Genomic DNA, 16,869 nt, shown 5'->3' on the forward strand with positions numbered 1-16,869 from the left:
CGGTGGTCCACCGCCGGCTGTTGCAGCTCGCCGGCGCCGTGCCGGGCGTGATCCTCGCCCTGGCCGGCGTCGGCGTGCTGCTGTCCGCCATGCACGTCGGGTTCGCACTCACCGCGGGCTCGGTGATCGCCACGCTCGTGCGCGACGACGGCGACCTGGCCTCGACGCTGCCCGCTCTCGTCGCGCTGGCGGCGATCGCCGTCGTCCGCGGTGTGGTGGTCGCGGTACGTGAACCGGTCGCGACCCGGCTCGGGGCGTCGGTGCGGCTGCGGCTGCGGCGTCGGCTGCTCGCCCGGCTCGTCGCGGTGCCCGCCGCGGAGCGGGACGCGGGCGAGGTGGCGGCCACGGTGATCGACGGCGTCGACGGCCTGGACGCCTACTACACCCGCTACCTGCCGCAGCTGGTCGTCGTGCTCGTGGTGCCGGCCGCCGTCGTCGGTCTCGTGGCGGTGCGCTCGACGGCCGCCGGGGCCGTGCTCGCCGTCGCGGCCGCCGTCGCGGTCCTCGCACCCCGGGTGTGGGACGCGCGGCTGCTGCGCAACGGGCGCCGACGCTGGGACGTCTTCACCCGGCTCTCGGCGGACTTCGTCGAGGCGCTGCAGCAGGTCCCGTTGCTGCGTGCCTTCGGGGCCACCGGCCGCGTCGCGGACCGGCTGGCCACCACCGCCGAGGGCCTGCGCCGCTCCACCATGACCCAGCTGCGGGTCTCGCTCGTCGAGACCGCGGTCAGTGCGCTGGCCCTGCACCTCGGTACCGCACTGGCGGTCGTCGCCGCCCTGCACGGCGTGCTCACCGGCGACGTGCGCGCCCCGGTGGCCGTCACCGTGCTGCTGCTCGCCCGCGAGTGCTTCCGCCCCGTGCAGGACCTCGGCACCACCTGGCACGCCGGCTATCTCGGGCTGACCGCCGTCGACGGCCTCGACCGGCTGCTGTCGATGCGGCCGTCGGTCGTCGAGGCCGGCGACCATGCCGCTCCCGCCGCCACCGGGACGATCGAGCTCACGGGCGTCACGTACCGCTACCCCGGGAGCACCACCGGCGTGCGAGACCTGAGCCTGCGCGTCGCCGCGGGGGAGACCGTCGCCGTCGTCGGCCCCTCGGGTTCCGGCAAGAGCACGCTGGCGCGGCTCCTGGAGCGTGACGTGGACCCGCAGCAGGGCGTGGTGCGGGTCGGCGGCCTCGGCCTGCCCGACTACACCCCGACGGCGCGCAGCCGCAGCGTCGTCGTCGTCCCGCAGGACCCGACGCTCTTCGCGTGGACCGTGCGGGAGAACCTGCGGCTGTACCGGCCCGACGCGACCGGGTCACAGATCGAGCAGGCTGCCCGCACCGCGGACGTCCACGAGGTGGTCCAGTCCCTGCCGGACGGCTACGACACCGTCCTGGCCGAGGACGGCGGGCAGCTCTCCGGTGGCCAGCGTCAACGCCTCGCGCTCGCCCGGGCGCTGTTGTCCCCGGCGCCCGTGCTCGTCCTCGACGAGATCACCTCGGCGCTCGACGTCGGCACCGAGCGCCGGGTCATGGATGCGGTCGTGGCCGCCACGCGGGAGCGCACCGTGATCGTCGTCGCGCACCGCGAGAGCGCCTGCACGCACGCCGACCGGTGGGTGCGTCTCCAGGACGGTCGGATCGTCGCGACCGGCGACGGGGCGCCGGTCGTCGAGGCCCCGGCGGGTGCGCGATGAGGGCCGTGCTGCGCCTGCTGCCGGTGGTCACCCTTCACCGCGGCCGGTTCGTCGAGACGGTGCTGTGGAGCGTGGTGTCCCAGGCGGCGGTGCTCGGGCTCGCGCTCGGCCTGGCCGTCGTCGTCGGACGGGTCGTGGCGGGCGAGCCGCTCGGGCTGATCGGCCCCGCCGCCGCGCTGGTCTCGGTGGGTGTCCTGGCGTCGCTCGCGGCGTGGCGGGAGTCGTGGGTGTCGCACGACCTGGCCTACCGGCTCATCGGGGTGCTGCGCGGCCGGGTCTTCGGTGCGCTGCGCCGGGCCCTGCCGTCCAGGACCCGGCAGAAGCGCACCGGCGAGCTGGCCACCACCGTGGTCTCCGACATCGAGACGCTGGAGTGGCTCTACGCCCACACCGCCGCCCAGAGCCTCAGCGCGCTGCTCGTCCTCGCCGTGAGCACCGGGGTGTCCGTCACGATCGACCCGTCGCTGCTGCTCGTGTGGGTGCCGCTGCTCGTCCTCGGTGTGGTCGTACCCCTGGCGACCGCCCGGCGGGCCCGGCGGGACAGCGACGCGCTCGCGGCCGGCTCCGCCGCCGTGCGCTCCGAGCTGCTCGACACCGTCCGGGGGCTGCGTGAGCTCACCGGTGCCGGAGCCCTCGACGCCCAGCTCGACCGTGTCGCGCAGGACACGCGCGACCTCGCCCGTCTGCAGGTCCGCGAGTCGGCCCGGCTGGGCCTGGAGCGCGGCATCGCCGACGTCGCGCTGGCCGCCGCCGCGCTCGGCACGCTCGCCGTCGTGCTGCTGCAGCGCGACGCCATCGCCCCGGCCGACATCCCCCTGGCGGTGACCGTCGCGGTCGCGGGCCTGGGGCCCGCCGCGCAGATCGCGGACCTGCTGCGCAGCGCGAGCACGCTGCGGGCGTCGGCCGAACGCATCGGCGGCGTGCTCGACCTGCCGCCCGCCGTCGTCGGACCCGAGGGCACCTCCGACGACGACGCCGTGGCGGCGCCCGGTGCCGGCCTGCGGCCCGACCCGGTGCCGGAGGAGGCGGGCCTGGTGCTGGACCGCGTCAGCTTCGCCTACGACCCGGCGCGGCCCGTGCTGGAGCACTTCAGCCTGCACGTCCGGCCGGGGGAGGTGGTGGCCCTGGTCGGTCCGTCCGGCGCGGGCAAGACCACCGCGGCCCGCCTCGCGCAACGGCTGTGGGACCCGGACAGGGGTGCCGTGCGGGTCGACGGCGACGACGTGCGCACCCTGCCGGACGTCGAGCTGCGCGCGCGCCTCGCCGTCGTCCCGCAGTCCTCACCGCTGCTGCGCGGCACGGTGCGCTCCAACATCGTGCTCGGGGACCCCGATGCGTCCGACGCCGCGGTGGAGGCCGCGGCCCGCGCGGCCGGGCTGCTCGACGCGGCGGCCGGGCTGCCCGCCGGGCTCGGCACGCCGGTGGGGGAGCACGGCAGCGGGCTCTCCGGCGGCCAGCGTGCCCGGGTCGCGATCGCCCGGGCGCTCCTGCGCGAGCCGCGCGTCCTGGTCCTCGACGAGCCGACGGCGTCCCTCGACCCCGAGGCCGACGCCGCGCTCCTCGAGCTCCTCGGCCGTGCCGAGCACCGGGCGACGCTGCTGGTCGCGCACCGGCCGGCCACGATCGCCGCCGCCGACCGCCAGGTCTCCCTCGGCGACCGGTAGGGATTCCATGTGGCAGCCAGATCGGACAACATGGATTCCATGTCTGCAGCGACACGACGACGCATCCACCTGACGGAGACGGCGCGGCTGGCGGCGATCATCGACCGGAACGCCATGGCCGGGGAGCCGCGCGCAGCCACCGTGGCGCGACTCGTCGAAAAGGCTGACCTGCTCTCCGCCCGGGACGAGGACTTCCTCGTCTTCGACCCGGACCGCCCGACGATCACCACCGAACAGGTGGCCGATCTGCTCGACGAGGACGACGTCGATGCCGTCGCGGAGACCCGGCGTGGCTGATCGCGTCTACCTGCCGGACGTCAACGTCCTGTTCGCCGCCCATGTCACGGCGCACGTGGACCACGCGACGGCCCTCGGCTGGTTGCGGGGAGTCCTGGCGTTCGCCACGTGCGCGACGACCGAGCAGGGGCTGGTGCGGTTGCTGTCGAACCCCGCCGCCAACCCTGGTGCGTCCACCGCCGATGCGCTCGCCGCACTGCGTCGTGTCCGTGCACGGCGACAGCACGAGTTCTGGCGCGACGACACGAGCCTTGCCGACCCGGTCGTCGACCTGGCGCGCATGGTCGGGCATCGCCGGGTGACGGACTTCCACCTGCTGAACCTGGCTGCGGACCGTCGTGGCGTGCTCGTCACGCTCGACGCCAAGATCGAGCGTGCGCTGGCGCCCTCGGACCGGCGACACGTCCTGACGCTCGCCGGCTGACCGACGGGCAGGAGGAGCGGTCAGGCCGGTGTCGTGCACGCCGCGAGGCGGGCCGCGATGGTGGCGACGTCGTTCAGCTCGCTTGATGCGATCGCCATGACGAGGTCGTACGCATCAGCGTGGTCCATGCGGAGCGCTTGGCCGTTGTAGGCGTAGAACAGCCTGACGGCGACCCAGCCGACGCGCTTGTTGCCATCGACGAACGCGTGGTTCTTGACGACGGAGTCGAGAAGGGCGGCAGCCTTCTGGTGGATGCCTGGGTACGCCTCGGTTCCGAGCATGCTCGCTCGGGGTCGGCCGACGGCGGAGGACAGCAGTCCTGTGTCTCGGACCCCCGGTGGGCCGCCGAGCACCGCAGCGGCTGCGGCCAGAAGGTCGTCCTCGTCGACGAAGGTGGTCACGGGGAGCCCGTCATGCGAGGCGGTCGAGCAGCGGCTTGTCCTCGGCGACGATCTGGCGGATGAGCTCGTCGCGCAACGCGGTCCGCTTGTTCGCGTACTCCTGGACGGCACGGTTGATGACAGCGTTCTCGGAGATGTTCTCGTCGCGGGCGACCTGCTTCAGCGCCTGCTCGGTCGCCTGGTCGAAGCGGATGGTCCGGGGCATGAGGTCCTCCCTTGTGCAGGGCGCAGCACGGTGTGGTACTGCCACAGTACCACTGGGTCATCTGCCGACGGCATACCCCTGCGCCCCGCGGGAGTTCGCCGCCGCACCAAGAACCCCGGTGGCCGGGTCCCGCGTCACCGCGGAGATCCGCCCGAGCGACCACGGCCCCGCGTCGGTCAGCACGTGTCCCCGTGCCGTGAGCCCGGCGAGCACCTCCGCCCCGAGCCGCGACTCGACGACGGCCCCGCCCGGTGTCCAGGTGCGCGGCCAGAACGAGTCGACAGCCGACGTCGTGTGCAGCGTCGGGGCGTCGATCGCCTCCTGCGGGGTGTACCCGCCCACCAGCACGCGCAGCAGGAACGGCAGCTGCCACTGGTCCTGCTGGTCGCCGCCCGGCGTCCCGCACGCCATCACCGCCTCGCCCTCCGGTCCCAGCACGATCGTCGGTGACAGGGTGGTCCGGGGCCGCACGCCCGGCGCGAGCCGGGACGGCGAGTTCTCGTCCAGCCACGTCATCTGCAGCCGCGTGCCGAGGCAGAACCCGAGTCCGGGCACCGTGGGCGACGACTGCAGCCAGCCGCCCGACGGCGTCGCGCTGACCATGTTGCCCCACCGGTCGACCACGTCGAGGTGGCAGGTGTCGCCGCGCGTGGTGCCGTCCGTCTGCACGGTCGGCTCGCCCACCCCCGAGCCGTCCGGCGGCGCCTCACCGGCCACACGCAGCGGCGGCAGCGGGGGCGTGGTGCGCCCGGGGACGACGCCGGGACGCAGCTCGTGCGAGGCGTTCTCGCCCACGAGCGCTCGCCGCTCGGCCGCGTACTGCGCGGACAGCAGGTGCTCCAGGGGGACGTCGGCGTCGCCGTACCAGGTGTCACGGTCCGCGAGCGCCAGCTTGAGCACCTCCAGAACGGTGTGGGCCCCGCGCTCGGTGGAGGGGTCGAGGCGGTCGTCGTCGAACCCGTCGAGGAGCCGCAGGGCCTGCAGCAGCACCGGCCCCTGCCCCCACGCGCCGGTCTTGACGACCGTGTGCCCGCGGAAGTCCGCCGTCGCCGGGGTCTCGTAGCCCGCCCGGAAGCGGGCGACGTCGTCGGCGGTGAGGACGCCGGCGTGGTCCCGCCCGTCCGCGTGCCGGTGCGGGGTGGCGACGAAGTCCTCCACGGCCGGGCTGACGATCTCGCGCCAGGCCGCGCGGGCGGCGTCGACGCCGGCCTCCCGCCCGGGGGCACCGTCGGCGGCCTCGACGAGACGCCGCAGGACGTCGGCGTACTCGGGGTTCGTGACGAGCTCACCGGGCCGGGGGACCCGGCCACCGGGTGTCCAGCGGGCGGCGGAGGTGGGCCAGTGCTCGGCGAACAACCTCGCGACCCGGTCGATCGTCGCGCTCGCGGCGGCCAGCAGGGGATGCCCGTCCCGGGCGTAGCCGACGGCGTGGGCGAGCACGTCACGCACCGGCCAGGTGCCGTGGTCGCGCAGCAGCAGGAGCCAGGCGTCGACGGCGCCCGGGACGGCGGCGGCCAGCGCGCCGGCGCCGGGCACCAGGTCGAGGCCCTCGGTGTCGCGGTAGTGCTCGATCGTGGCGCGCGCCGGTGCAGGGCCCTGGCCGACCAGGACCTGCGGGGAGCCGCCGGCGGGGGCGACGATGCCCGTCATGTCGCCGCCGGGACCGTTGAGGTGCGGCTCGACCACGTGCAGGACGAACGCGGCGGCGGTGGCGGCGTCGAAGGCGTTGCCGCCTCGTTCCAGCACGGACTGGGCGGTGGCGGTGGCGAGCCAGTGGGTGGTGGCCGCCATCCCGAAGGTGCCCTGCAGGTCGGGACGGGTGCGGTGCGGGTCGGGCGGTGTGTACGTCATGCCGTCGCCTCCCGCCCGCGCGCGTGACCGACGACGGCCACGGCCACCGTGATGAGCGCACTGAGGCCGACCCCCCAGGCGAGGTGGACCTGGAGCAGCAGCGCCCCCACGCACGCGCCGGCACCGATCAGCCCGATCGCACCGAGCCGCCGCAGCGCGTGGTTCCCGTGCCCTCCCAGGACGCGGGAGTCCATCGCCAGGCCCGTGATCGTGCTCGTGACGACCACGGTGGTGATCTCCTTGACCGCCAGGTGCCGAGCCACCGCCGCCTGCAGGCCCATCGCCGCGGCGAGCAGGCCGGTCACCGTGAGCTGGACGCCGTGCGGCATCCCGTCGTCGAACACCACGAGGATCACGGTGAGTGCCACCAGGACGGCCCCGACGAGCCCGAACATCGCCGTCGTCCGTCGGGACCACCCGGCCTTGATCGGCCGCAGCGCGACCCCGCCGATCGCGGCCCCGCCCATGAACGTGGCGAACGCGAGCAGCGGGCCGGTCACGGGCAGGTCGTCGCCACCGGCGAGCGCCATGCCGAGGATGACCACGTTGCCGGTCATGTTCCCGGTGAAGACGCGGTCGAGGCCGAGGTACCCGACGGCGTCGGCGATCCCCGTGGAGAACGTCAGCGCGAGCATGAGGCCGAGATGGAGGCGTTCGCGAGGCACGGTCGTCACTCTAGGCGTGGTGAGGGCGTGAGGATGTTCACGGGAGTTCTGCACGCCAATTCCAGGTCGATCGCCCTCGTTCGGTCACAGGGTGATAAAGATCATCGCTCAGCAAGGCCTCACGTGACGGAGCAGCGAAGGCCGTGACCTACGCTCGTGCAAAGAACGTGAAGGCCGACCCGTGGCCGAAACTCCCGGGTGCGGGTCGAAGGACCCGCTCGGACACGTCCATCAGCGGTCCGACGGCACGTCAATGTCCCCGACCCGGGAGAACCGTGCCAGCCATCGAGGCAAACGGCCTGACAAAGATCTTCGGACGCCGCCCGCAGCGCGGCGTCAAGCTGCTCGCACAAGGTGCCGACCGCGCCCAGCTTCGACGAGAAGGCCTCACACCGGCCGTCATCGACGCGACCTTCGAGGTCGCACCCGGTGAGATCTTCGTCGTCATGGGCCTGTCCGGCTCCGGCAAGTCCACCCTCATCCGCATGGTCAACGGCCTGCTGGAGCCGACCGACGGCGTCATGCGCATCGACGGCCAGGACGTCACGCACCTGTCCGCGGCCGCCCTGCGCGAGGTCCGGCGCACCAAGGTCTCCATGGTGTTCCAGCACTTCGCGCTGCTGCCGCACCGCACCGTCGGCGAGAACGCCGCCTACCCGCTCAAGCTGCGCGGCGTGAACAAGGTCGAGCGCGAGGCGAGGGCCGAGGAAGCGCTCGCCATGGTGGGGCTCAAGGGCTGGGGCGGCTCGCTGCCCTCCGAGCTCTCCGGCGGCATGCGCCAGCGTGTCGGCCTGGCCCGGGCGCTCGCGGCCGGCACCGACATCATGCTCATGGACGAGGCGTTCAGCGCGCTGGACCCCCTCATCCGCAAGGAGATGCAGGATCAGCTCCTCGAGCTCCAGGCCGAGCTCGGCAAGACCATCCTGTTCATCACCCATGACCTCAACGAGGCCATGCGCCTCGGCGACCGCATCGCGATGATGCGCGACGGACGGATCGTGCAGGTGGGCACCGCTGAGCAGATCCTCAACGAGCCGGCGACCGACTACGTCGCGCAGTTCGTCGCCGACGTCGACCGCAGCCGCGTGCTGACGGCCGGCGCGGTGATGGAGCGCCCCGTCGCCGTCGTCGGCCCGGAGGCCGGCCCCAAGGCCGCGCACAAGCTGATGCGCGAGCACCAGACGTCCTCGTTGCTGGTCACCGGGCGTGACCGCAAGGTCGAGGGCCTCGTCTGGGAGGACGACGTCGCCGAGGCCGTGCGCACCGGCAGCGAGGCGTTGCCGGTGAAGAGGGACGAGGTGGTCCGCGTCGCGCCCGACGCGCCGCTGGCCGACCTCTTCCCGTACGCGGCTGCGAGCCGGGCGCCGCTGGCCGTGGTGAACGACCAGGGTCGGCTGGAGGGCGTCATCCCCCGGGTGACGCTGCTCAGCGCCCTGGCCGTGCCCGGCAGCGACAGCGCTCTCAGCCCCGCCGACGCACCGGGCGACGACCCCGCCGACGGCGAGCCCGTCCTCGACACCGCAGGAGCCCGCTGATGACCCCGACGTCCGTCGTCGTCCCCAACGTGCCCATCGGCGACGCCGTCTCCGACGGCGTCGACTGGATCAAGGCCACGTTCCGGCCGCTGCTCAACGGCATCAGCGACACGATGTCGCTGCTCGTCGACTCCATCGCGGACCTGCTCCTGCTCCCGCCTGCACTCGTGGTCGTCGGGCTGTTCACCCTGCTCGCGCTCCTGGTGCGCTCCTGGGGCTTGGCGGTGTTCACGCTGCTCGGCACGCTCCTCATCGTCAGCATGGGGATGTGGGAGCCGGCCATGGAGACGCTCGCGCTGGTGCTGGTGGCCACGCTGATCGCCGTGGTCGTCGCGATCCCGGTGGGGATCCTGGCCGCTCGGAACAACACGGTGAGCGCCGTCGTCAAGCCGGTGCTGGACTTCATGCAGACCATGCCGGCCTTCGTCTACCTGGTTCCCGTGGTGATCTTCTTCGGCATCGGTGTCGCACCGGGCGTCGCCGCCACCATCGTCTTCGCCCTGCCCCCGGGGGTGCGCCTCACCGAGCTGGCCATCCGCCAGGTCGACCGCGAGACCGTCGAGGCCGGCGAGGCCTTCGGCGGGACCAACCGCCAGATCCTGCGGGACATCCAGCTCCCGCTCGGCCTGCCGACCATCATGGCGGGCGTCAACCAGGTCATCATGCTCGCGCTGTCGATGGCGGTCGTCGCCGGGCTGGTCGGCGCGGGCGGCCTGGGTGCCGAGGTCGCCAGGGCGATCTCCCGGGTCGACGTCGCCCTCGGCTTCGAAGCCGGCCTGGCCGTCGTCATCCTCGCCATCTATCTGGACCGGCTCACGGGTGCCATCGGTCAACCCACGGGCCGGTCGCTCGTCGCTGTCCTCCGTCGTCGACAGGCCGCGACGGCCGGATCCCCGGTCTGAGACCCCGTCGACACACCACCACGAACGAACGCCCCCGGCACGGGACACCCACCGGGCATCCAGCGGACACGAACCGCACGGACGAAAGGAGCTCTACATGAGCACCCATCGTAAGAACCACCGGACGCGTCAGACGGCGGCGCTGGTCGCCACCGCTGCGCTCGGCCTGTCGCTCGCGGCCTGCAGCACCGACGACGGCGGCGACGACACCGGCAGCGAGGGGGAGGACATGACGATCACCCTCGGGTACCTCCCCTCCTGGACGGACGGCCTGAGCTCGGCCTACCTCCTCGACAAGGAGCTCACGGCGGCCGGGTACACCGTCGAGCACGAGGAGATGAACGAAGTCGGTGTCCTGTTCACCGCGCTCGCCGAGGGCGACATCGACATGTACCCCTCGGCCTGGTCCGACCTGCACTCCACGTACCTGGACCAGTACGGTGACGACCTCGAGAACGTCGGCTCGTACTACCCGAGCGCTGACAAGTTCCTGGCGGTGCCCGAGTACACCGAGGTCGACTCGCTCGACGAGCTCGCTGACAACGTGGACCTGTTCGACGGGACCATCACGGGGATCGAGCCGTCGGCCGGCATCATGGAGGCCACGACGGACGACGTCATCCCGGCCTACGGGTTGACGGAAGCCGGCTACATGCTCCAGGAGTCCGGCACGTCGCCGATGATCACCGCGCTCGACGAGGCCATCGCCAACGAGGAGGACATCCTCGTCACCATGTGGACGCCGTTCTGGGCGAACGAGGAGTACCCGCTCAAGCGGCTGGAGGACCCGCAGGGCGCGTTCGGCGAGAGCGAGAACCTGGAGTTCATCGCCACTGCAGGCTTCTCGGAGCAGCACCCGGAGGTTGCCGAGTGGCTGGGGCAGATCGATCTCACCGAGAGCTTCCCGGAGCTGGACAGCATGGTCAACGACTCGACCGACGACCCGGCCGCGGCCGTGGACGCCTGGCTCGCGGAGTACCCCGACGCCGTCCCGCCGTTCGAGGGCTGAGCCTGACGCTCTGACCAGTCGTTCGCGATGCCCGCTCCGGCCTGTGCCGGGGCGGGCATCTGGCGTCAGAGATCCGCGTCGGTCCCGGCGCAGGTCTTCGCGCGACCGGGGGGCCATCGGTAAGGTGACGACGCTCAGGTCCACCGACGAGGAAGGCATCCCATGACGACGGCCCGGAGGCTGGTGGCCGCCGCCGTGACATTGACGGTGGCCGGCGCCTTGGCCGCCTGCGGTACCGACGAGCCCGCGCTGACCTCGCTCGCGGAGCAGCAGGCGTCGGCGAGCCCGAGCCCGAGCCTCACCGAGGAAGAGTCGACGAAGCAGGAGCGGATCGCGGAGGCCGAAGCGGTGCTCGCCGAGTACCGCGGGCTGGAGTTCGAGGTCGCCCAGGGCGGCTACGGGAACTGGGCGCTGCTGGCCCCCTACTGGGGTGCCGAGCTCGCCGACTCCGTCGCCGGGACGTACCGGGAGTTCTCCGAGCGGGGTCTTTACACCACCGGCGAGGCCGAGCTGGTCTCGTCGGAGGTGACGGCTTACGACGGTGAGCGCGTGGGCTACGAGGACGTCGAGGTCACCGCGTGCCTGAACACCTCGGGCCTGCGCATCTTCGAGGAGGACGGCACGGAGCTGGACCTCCCGAACGACACGCTCGAGCAGTACGTCAACGTCTACCGCCTGTCGCACACCGGCCCGGACGGCCGGTGGCAGGTGCTGGAGTCCACCGCCCGTACCGACAGGGAGTGCTGATGCGCCGCCTCGTCCGACCGCTTGCCGCTCTCAGCCTGGCGACCGCGGTGGTCGCCGGACCGGTGCCACAGCTCGGTGCGTCCGCCGACCCGTCGTGCGACGGGAGCACCACGGGCGGGATCTCGGCAGGTTGTGAGGACCCGCCCGGCGGTGGCGGCCCCGGGGAGGAGAGCGGCGGTCCCGGTGGTGGCGGCGGCGGTGGTGGTCCGCGGGTCTGCAGCGTCCCCGGTGTCGAGGGCGAGGACGACTTCGTCGTCGACTGTGAGACGTCGGCCGGCGTCTGGAGCAACGACCGGCTCTGCTACCTCCAGGTGGTGGACCCGCCGCCTCCGAAGAGCGACGACGTCTGGGACGGCAACGACGAGGGCGTCATCGTGCAGTGCTCGCCTTCGGAGGCGTACTGCAACTCTCTCGATCCGAACCCGGGTGCGGCGTGCGTCCGGCCGAACACCCGCTGGGAGGCCCAGCCGCCGGCGGTTCTCGACCCCCCCGACCCGGCCGAGCTCGCCCGCCAGGCGTTCGCGTCGTTGGCATTGGACCCGATCGACATCGGGATCGTGCCGGAGGACGAGCCGGGCCGCATCGGCCTGGTCGGCCTTCCCGTGTGGATGTGGGTCGAGAACCCCGACGAGCGGACCTTCGGCCCTGACGAGGCCTCGGCGTCGGACCAGGGGCTGACCGTGACGGTCCGGGCCGAGGTGGACAGGATCGTGTGGGACCTGGGTGACGGCACCACGGTGACGTGCACGGGCCCGGGTTCACCGTTCGAGGACCGGTTCGCCGGCGAGCCGTCCCCGGACTGCGGGCACCGGTACACGCGGCAGGGCGAGTTCGAGGTGACGGCGACGTCGTACTGGACGGCAACCTGGAGCGGAGGCGGCCAGAGCGGGGAGCTTTCCGCGGACCGCACCACGAGCACCACGGTCCGTGTCGGCGAGCTGCAGGTCGTCGCGCAGTGACCCGGGGCACCGTGGCAGGAGCGTGACCCCGAAGAACTACCCGGCTTCGTCGATGTCTGACATGCTAGGAATGCCCGGATCATCGTCCTGCAGACTTCCTGGCACGCCTCGAGGATGGGCAACCGGTCCTTCCGCTGACAGCAAAGGCACTCGTGCGCCACTTCGTCAGACCGCTGCATTGGACCCGCCGACACGCGATGGTGGGGTTGGCGACAGTCCTGACTCTGGTCGCGACGACCCTCGCTGGCGCTGTGCCGGCGCAGGCGGCCCGGGGGGCCGCCACCGAGCAGGTTGCCGGACAGGTCGTCGCCTCGCCTGGCGGCCGTCCCGGCATCGCCGAGGCCGTTCAGGCAGCGATGGCTACCGTCGAGCGGTTCACCACGACGGCCGAGCCTCGGATCACGGGCCTGGCCAACGGTCGCGCTCGCATCGGGAAGACGCTCACGGCGCGACACCGGCCGGGCCAGTGGTCGCCGAAGCCCACCTCCGTGCGCTACCAGTGGCGAGCGAACGGCACGGCGATCACGGGCGCGACCCGGTCGACGTTCACGCCGCGTGCGCGGCACCACGGCCAGCGGATCTCCGTGCGGGTCGCGGTGACTCGGCCCGGGTACGAGACGGTCCGGGCGACGAGCAAGGCCGTGGTCGCGGCGAAGTCGTACACGAAGGCGCCACGGCCGAAGGTCGTGGGGACGGCACGAGTCGGTCAGACGCTCACCGCGCGCCCGGGGGAGTGGCGTGCCTCGCCACGGACGTTCGCCTTCCAGTGGAAGCGCGACGGCAAGCCGATCAAGAAGGCGACCTCGCGCACCTACCGGCTGAAGAAGGCGGACCGCGGCAAGCGGATCACGGTGACGGTCGTTGCCCAGCGCAAGGCCTACGTCCTGACGCACCGGACGAGCGCGGCCACGGCGAAGGTGCGGTGGCCGGTCGGCGTCAAGCACAAGCCGCGCATCACGTCCCAGCCGAAGGACGCGACCGTCAACTCCGGCAGGACGGTCACGTTCTCGGCGTCCGCCAGCGGGGGCAAGCTGAAGTACCAGTGGCAGCGCCGCACCGCGACCGGCACGTGGAAGAACATGTCGGGCAAGACGTCCCGGTCGATCTCGGTGAAAGCCACGTCGAAGCGGACGCTGTGGGACTACCGGTTGCGGGTCAAGAACCGTGCGGGCACCACGTTCAGCCGGCCTGCGCTGCTGGTGGTGAACTCGACGAAGACGGACCCTTTCCGGCCCGGGCAGTGGTACGCCGGTAAGGCCCATACTCAGCGGATCTCCAAGTCCTGGAACGTCCGGCTGCGAGAGCCGGACGGCGCGGACCGGAAGAGGTGGCGGACCGCCGCCGTGCTGACGGCCTGCTCACCGCCCGGCGAACCGAAGCCGACCCTGCGGAGGCTGGACATCCGGTACACGTGGCGGGGGCCCGAGCCGGTGTGGAGCGAGAGGATGGAGTGGGCGGAGCTCCAGTGGCGCGATGGCCAGTGCGCGGCGTGGACGATCTACGCCGGTCCCGGTCCGCGCCTGGCGCCCGGCGGGATGTGGCAGGTCCGAGACAAGGGCAAGTCTGGCCGGTATGGGAAGGCGACCCAGTTCGTGCGGGGCATCCCCTGATCGGGCCAGCTCATCGGTGCGACGAACCGGCCAGGGGCCGCGGACGTGATTGCTCGACCCGCGCAGCCGCCGTCTCCTCGGCGGGTTCGGTCGCCGGCGCCGGGTCGGTCGCCGGCGTCGGGTCGGGCTGAGGCGTGCGCGACGATCCCTGCGCGGCCGAGGTGCCGCCGTCGGACCGTGTCGCGACGTCGGACCGGCTCAGCGCGCGGGTGACCGCCCGCCGCAGCCGGGTGGAGAAGACGCGCTCCGCGCCGTAGTGGATGGCCAGCGCGACCACGAGCGAGACTCCCGTCGCTGCGGCCAGCGTGACCCAGACGCCGGCTCCGGCCGCGCTGAAGAACTCGGTGACGGCCCAGCCGAACTGGGTGTGCACCAGGTACAGCGGATACGTCAGCGCACCTCCGAGCGTGCAGGCGGCGGCGAGCCGACGGTTGCGCACGACGGCCCGCGGGTGCATCGAGAACCACACGGCGACGATGATGGCCAGCAGGATCGCCACGGCCACGCGGCCGTCGACGGGGTTTCCCTGCAGGTCCGTGGCACGGTCGGCGGCCTGGAGCACCTCGTGCACGCTCAGGGCCAGCAGGATGGCGCCGGCACCGAGGACGACGGCGGTGCCGTGGCGCTCCTGCGCGCCCGTCGCCTGCCCGGATCGCCGCTTCGTGGCGTCCTGGTAGAGCAGGAACATCAGCATCCCCAGCCCGATGTACGGGGAGTGGCGCACCACGAAGTGCTCGGCCAGCTCCGGGTAGCCGAGGCCACGCATCACGAAGCCGACGGCGGGCCAGGCGAGCGCGAGGGTCACGACTCGGGTGCGGGTCAACGGGCCCAGCAGGAGCAGCAGGGCGACCAGCAGGTAGAACTTCAGCTCGACGAGCAGCGTCCAGTAGACGACCTGGGAGCTCGTGACCCCGAAGAGGTCGGGGGTCAGGGTGAGGTTGACCAGGGTCTCGCCGACGCTGAGCTGACGACCGCTGGTCCAGACGGCCTGGAGGGCGGCGGTGACGAGCACGCACGCCCAGAACGCCGGGACGAGGCGGCCGATGCGGGACCCGGTGTACTGCGCGAGGGTGCGCCCCTGGCTGCTCCACAGGATCGCGAAACCGCTGATGATGAAGAACGCCTCCACCGCGAGCCAGCCGTAGCTCACCACGCCTTCCAAGCCTGCGAACTCGCTGGTCGGAGCATCGCCCCAGTAGCGATCGGCGGTGGGTGAGGCCGTGAAGTGGTACAGCACGACTGCCATCGCTGCGGCGAAGCGCAGCACGTCCAGCAGGTGCATGCGCTGCGGTGTCTGCGTCGTCGAAGTCATCCCGGCACCCTAGATCACGAATTGATAACATTCTAGCCCGGAGCAAGTGGGGAGCGCCAGCAGGGTGAAATCTGGGCGGGGGTGCGACATCGAAGGTTGCCGTGCCATAGCATCCCTCCACGCCTCCCTGGAGCCGTGACCAGCAAGGACGCGGGCCAGGGGCGACGTCGGAGTCGCGTTGGCGTTCGACCGGTCGGCAGCCTTGTCCCTGCCGCCAGAGCCCGGAGTAGCCGTGAAACTGTCCTCCTTCGCCCCTGCGCGCCTACGTCCTGTTGCGCTGATCGCTGTCCTGGCGCTCGGTGTGGGGCCGATCGTCGCGGCCCCGGCCGCAGCCGCGCCGGCCGCGACGTCGGCCGTCGCCGTACCCGCGGCGGTCGCCGCAGCAGCGCCGACCTCCGCTCTGCCGGCCCGGCTCGGGACCGCGCTCAAGAGCTCCAAGCCGACGATCAAGGGAGCTGCCCGGGTCGGCAACCGACTCACCGCCAAGCCGGGGACGTGGGCGAAGGGCACCACGTTCTCCTACACCTGGAAGGTGGGCGGCAAGAAGGTCGCCACCGGCAAGACGTTCACGCCGAAGAAGAAGCACCTCGGCAAGAAGGTCACTGTCACTGTCAAGGGCAAGAAGTCGGGGAGTACCGCCACCCGGACGAGCGGGTCGAAGAAGGTCGCCAAGGGAACGTTCGCGGCTCCGAAGCCGAAGGTCTCCGGCACTGCCAAGGTCGGCGCGACGCTGATCGCCAAGCCGGGCACCTGGAAGCCGAAGCCCGCCAAGCTGCGCTACCAGTGGCTGGCGAACGGCAAGGCGATCAAGGGTGCGACGAGCAAGAAGTTCACGATCAAGAACGCTCAGCACGGCAAGAAGATCACGGTCCGGGTCAAGGCCACGCGCAGTGCCTACAAGACCCGCTCCCGGGTCAGCGCCGCGACGGCGCAGGTGGTGAGGAAGCCGGCCATCCGGACGCAGCCGTCGTCGGTCATGGTCGACGCCGGCAAGACCGCGAAGATGACCGTCGCCGCGACCGGTGGTGGCCTGAAGTATCAGTGGCAGCGCAAGGCGCCGGGGAGCAGCAAGTGGGCCAACCTCTCCGGCAAGACCTCGAGCACGCTCAGCTTCAAGACCCAAGCCAAGGACACGCTCGGCGAGTACCGCGTCGTCGTGAAGAACGCCGCCGGGACGGTCCGGAGCAAGTCGGCCATCCTCTTCGTCGAGTCCACCCAGACTCAGCCCTACCCGGCAGACACCATCTACGTCGGCAACTACTGGATGCAGGTCGTCGGTGAGACGGGCAAGGTCGAACTGGACGATTCCACCTTCGGTCTCTACGCCTTCCTCTACGCTTGCCCGCTCGACGACGACGTCTCCAGCCGTCCCTACTGGGACCTGGACTCCGCCTACCAGGGTGCGAAGAACAAGACGTGGTACGCGGGCACGGAGTGGGACGAGGGTGTCGACAGTGACGGGTGCGGACTGTTGGAGATCAACGCGTCGGTACCCAAGACGCAGGCCAAGGGCGGGATCTGGTCCATCACGGACTACAGCGGTTCGCAGACGTACTACCCGACGACGCAGTACGTCGCCGGGCTGAAGTAGTCGCGACGAGGG

Annotated in this window: 16 protein-coding genes; 11 read left to right on the forward strand and 5 right to left on the reverse strand. The window is 72.0% G+C overall.

Annotated elements, in window-relative coordinates; translation table 11 throughout:
- The first annotated feature begins 2 nt into the window (after positions 1-2).
- From HDG69_RS10840 to HDG69_RS10855, 4 genes are read left to right on the forward strand one after another with little or no spacing between them, the layout of a single operon-like run.
- Complete coding sequence (locus HDG69_RS10840; RefSeq protein ID WP_171783778.1) at positions 3-1,685, forward strand: ATP-binding cassette domain-containing protein; 1,683 nt, start codon at positions 3-5, stop codon at positions 1,683-1,685.
- Entirely contained in the window at positions 1,682-3,349 is a 1,668-nt protein-coding gene (locus HDG69_RS10845; protein WP_171783779.1) for an ABC transporter ATP-binding protein, read from the forward strand. The genes HDG69_RS10840 and HDG69_RS10845 overlap by 4 nt, the downstream gene beginning before the upstream one ends.
- Before the next feature lie 39 nt (positions 3,350-3,388).
- Positions 3,389-3,646 (forward strand): hypothetical protein, encoded by a 258-nt coding sequence (locus tag HDG69_RS10850; protein ID WP_171783780.1) that lies wholly within the window; start codon positions 3,389-3,391, stop codon positions 3,644-3,646.
- The gene (locus HDG69_RS10855; protein WP_171783781.1) at positions 3,639-4,070 is read left to right on the forward strand and encodes a TA system VapC family ribonuclease toxin; all 432 of its coding nucleotides are present in this window, start codon (positions 3,639-3,641) and stop codon (positions 4,068-4,070) included. The genes HDG69_RS10850 and HDG69_RS10855 overlap by 8 nt, the downstream gene beginning before the upstream one ends.
- A 20-nt stretch (positions 4,071-4,090) precedes the next feature.
- Here the strand turns inward: HDG69_RS10855 and HDG69_RS10860 are convergent, their stop codons facing one another.
- From HDG69_RS10860 to HDG69_RS10875, 4 genes are read right to left on the reverse strand one after another with little or no spacing between them, the layout of a single operon-like run.
- A complete protein-coding gene (locus tag HDG69_RS10860) occupies positions 4,091-4,471 on the reverse strand; it encodes a type II toxin-antitoxin system death-on-curing family toxin (RefSeq protein WP_171783782.1) in 381 nt (126 codons plus the stop codon).
- A 10-nt stretch (positions 4,472-4,481) separates the two neighbouring features.
- Entirely contained in the window at positions 4,482-4,676 is a 195-nt protein-coding gene (locus HDG69_RS10865) for a hypothetical protein (protein WP_216645454.1), read from the reverse strand.
- Between the two features lie 57 nt (positions 4,677-4,733).
- Positions 4,734-6,527: a gamma-glutamyltransferase family protein gene (locus HDG69_RS10870; RefSeq protein ID WP_171783783.1), complete on the reverse strand. Its 1,794-nt coding sequence runs from the start codon at positions 6,525-6,527 to the stop codon at positions 4,734-4,736.
- On the reverse strand, positions 6,524-7,192 hold the full coding sequence (locus tag HDG69_RS10875; RefSeq protein ID WP_343036387.1) for a YoaK family protein: 669 nt from the start codon (positions 7,190-7,192) through the stop codon (positions 6,524-6,526). Before HDG69_RS10875 ends, HDG69_RS10870 begins: the two co-directional genes overlap by 4 nt.
- Positions 7,193-7,467: 275 nt before the next feature.
- Between HDG69_RS10875 and HDG69_RS10880 the strand changes: the two genes are divergently transcribed.
- The 6 genes from HDG69_RS10880 to HDG69_RS10905 all read left to right on the forward strand — a co-directional run bounded on the left by HDG69_RS10880 (position 7,468) and on the right by HDG69_RS10905 (position 13,954).
- On the forward strand, positions 7,468-8,727 hold the full coding sequence (locus HDG69_RS10880; protein ID WP_171783784.1) for a betaine/proline/choline family ABC transporter ATP-binding protein: 1,260 nt from the start codon (positions 7,468-7,470) through the stop codon (positions 8,725-8,727).
- Positions 8,727-9,629 (forward strand): ABC transporter permease, encoded by a 903-nt coding sequence (locus tag HDG69_RS10885; protein ID WP_171783785.1) that lies wholly within the window; start codon positions 8,727-8,729, stop codon positions 9,627-9,629. The genes HDG69_RS10880 and HDG69_RS10885 overlap by 1 nt, the downstream gene beginning before the upstream one ends.
- Before the next feature lie 97 nt (positions 9,630-9,726).
- Positions 9,727-10,638 (forward strand): glycine betaine ABC transporter substrate-binding protein, encoded by a 912-nt coding sequence (locus HDG69_RS10890; RefSeq protein WP_171783786.1) that lies wholly within the window; start codon positions 9,727-9,729, stop codon positions 10,636-10,638.
- Positions 10,639-10,800: 162 nt separating this feature from the next.
- Positions 10,801-11,385: a hypothetical protein gene (locus tag HDG69_RS10895; RefSeq protein ID WP_171783787.1), complete on the forward strand. Its 585-nt coding sequence runs from the start codon at positions 10,801-10,803 to the stop codon at positions 11,383-11,385.
- Positions 11,385-12,344, forward strand: coding sequence for a hypothetical protein (locus tag HDG69_RS10900; protein ID WP_171783788.1), 960 nt, complete (start codon positions 11,385-11,387; stop codon positions 12,342-12,344). The genes HDG69_RS10895 and HDG69_RS10900 overlap by 1 nt, the downstream gene beginning before the upstream one ends.
- Before the next feature lie 356 nt (positions 12,345-12,700).
- The gene (locus HDG69_RS10905; protein ID WP_171783789.1) at positions 12,701-13,954 is read left to right on the forward strand and encodes a hypothetical protein; all 1,254 of its coding nucleotides are present in this window, start codon (positions 12,701-12,703) and stop codon (positions 13,952-13,954) included.
- Positions 13,955-13,964: 10 nt separating this feature from the next.
- Here the strand turns inward: HDG69_RS10905 and HDG69_RS10910 are convergent, their stop codons facing one another.
- A complete protein-coding gene (locus HDG69_RS10910; protein WP_171783790.1) occupies positions 13,965-15,266 on the reverse strand; it encodes an acyltransferase family protein in 1,302 nt (433 codons plus the stop codon).
- A gap of 232 nt (positions 15,267-15,498) precedes the next feature.
- Between HDG69_RS10910 and HDG69_RS10915 the strand changes: the two genes are divergently transcribed.
- Positions 15,499-16,857, forward strand: coding sequence for an immunoglobulin domain-containing protein (locus HDG69_RS10915; protein WP_171783791.1), 1,359 nt, complete (start codon positions 15,499-15,501; stop codon positions 16,855-16,857).
- The last annotated feature ends 12 nt before the right edge of the window (positions 16,858-16,869 follow it).

It is taken from the genome of Isoptericola halotolerans (genome assembly GCF_013149785.1).
GTDB lineage: Bacteria > Actinomycetota > Actinomycetes > Actinomycetales > Cellulomonadaceae > Isoptericola > Isoptericola halotolerans.

Bases quoted from the DNA above. Each gene is read 5' to 3' on its own strand.
- HDG69_RS10845 (WP_171783779.1), top strand. From the start codon at position 1,682: ATGAGGGCCGTGCTGCGCCTGCTGCCGGTGGTCACCCTTCACCGCGGC.
- HDG69_RS10850 (WP_171783780.1), top strand. From the start codon at position 3,389: ATGTCTGCAGCGACACGACGACGCATCCACCTGACGGAGACGGCGCGG.
- HDG69_RS10865 (WP_216645454.1), bottom strand. From the start codon at position 4,676: ATGCCCCGGACCATCCGCTTCGACCAGGCGACCGAGCAGGCGCTGAAG.
- HDG69_RS10870 (WP_171783783.1), bottom strand. From the start codon at position 6,527: ATGACGTACACACCGCCCGACCCGCACCGCACCCGTCCCGACCTGCAG.
- HDG69_RS10885 (WP_171783785.1), top strand. From the start codon at position 8,727: ATGACCCCGACGTCCGTCGTCGTCCCCAACGTGCCCATCGGCGACGCC.
- HDG69_RS10890 (WP_171783786.1), top strand. From the start codon at position 9,727: ATGAGCACCCATCGTAAGAACCACCGGACGCGTCAGACGGCGGCGCTG.
- HDG69_RS10895 (WP_171783787.1), top strand. From the start codon at position 10,801: ATGACGACGGCCCGGAGGCTGGTGGCCGCCGCCGTGACATTGACGGTG.
- HDG69_RS10900 (WP_171783788.1), top strand. From the start codon at position 11,385: ATGCGCCGCCTCGTCCGACCGCTTGCCGCTCTCAGCCTGGCGACCGCG.
- HDG69_RS10905 (WP_171783789.1), top strand. From the start codon at position 12,701: ATGGCTACCGTCGAGCGGTTCACCACGACGGCCGAGCCTCGGATCACG.
- HDG69_RS10910 (WP_171783790.1), bottom strand. From the start codon at position 15,266: ATGACTTCGACGACGCAGACACCGCAGCGCATGCACCTGCTGGACGTG.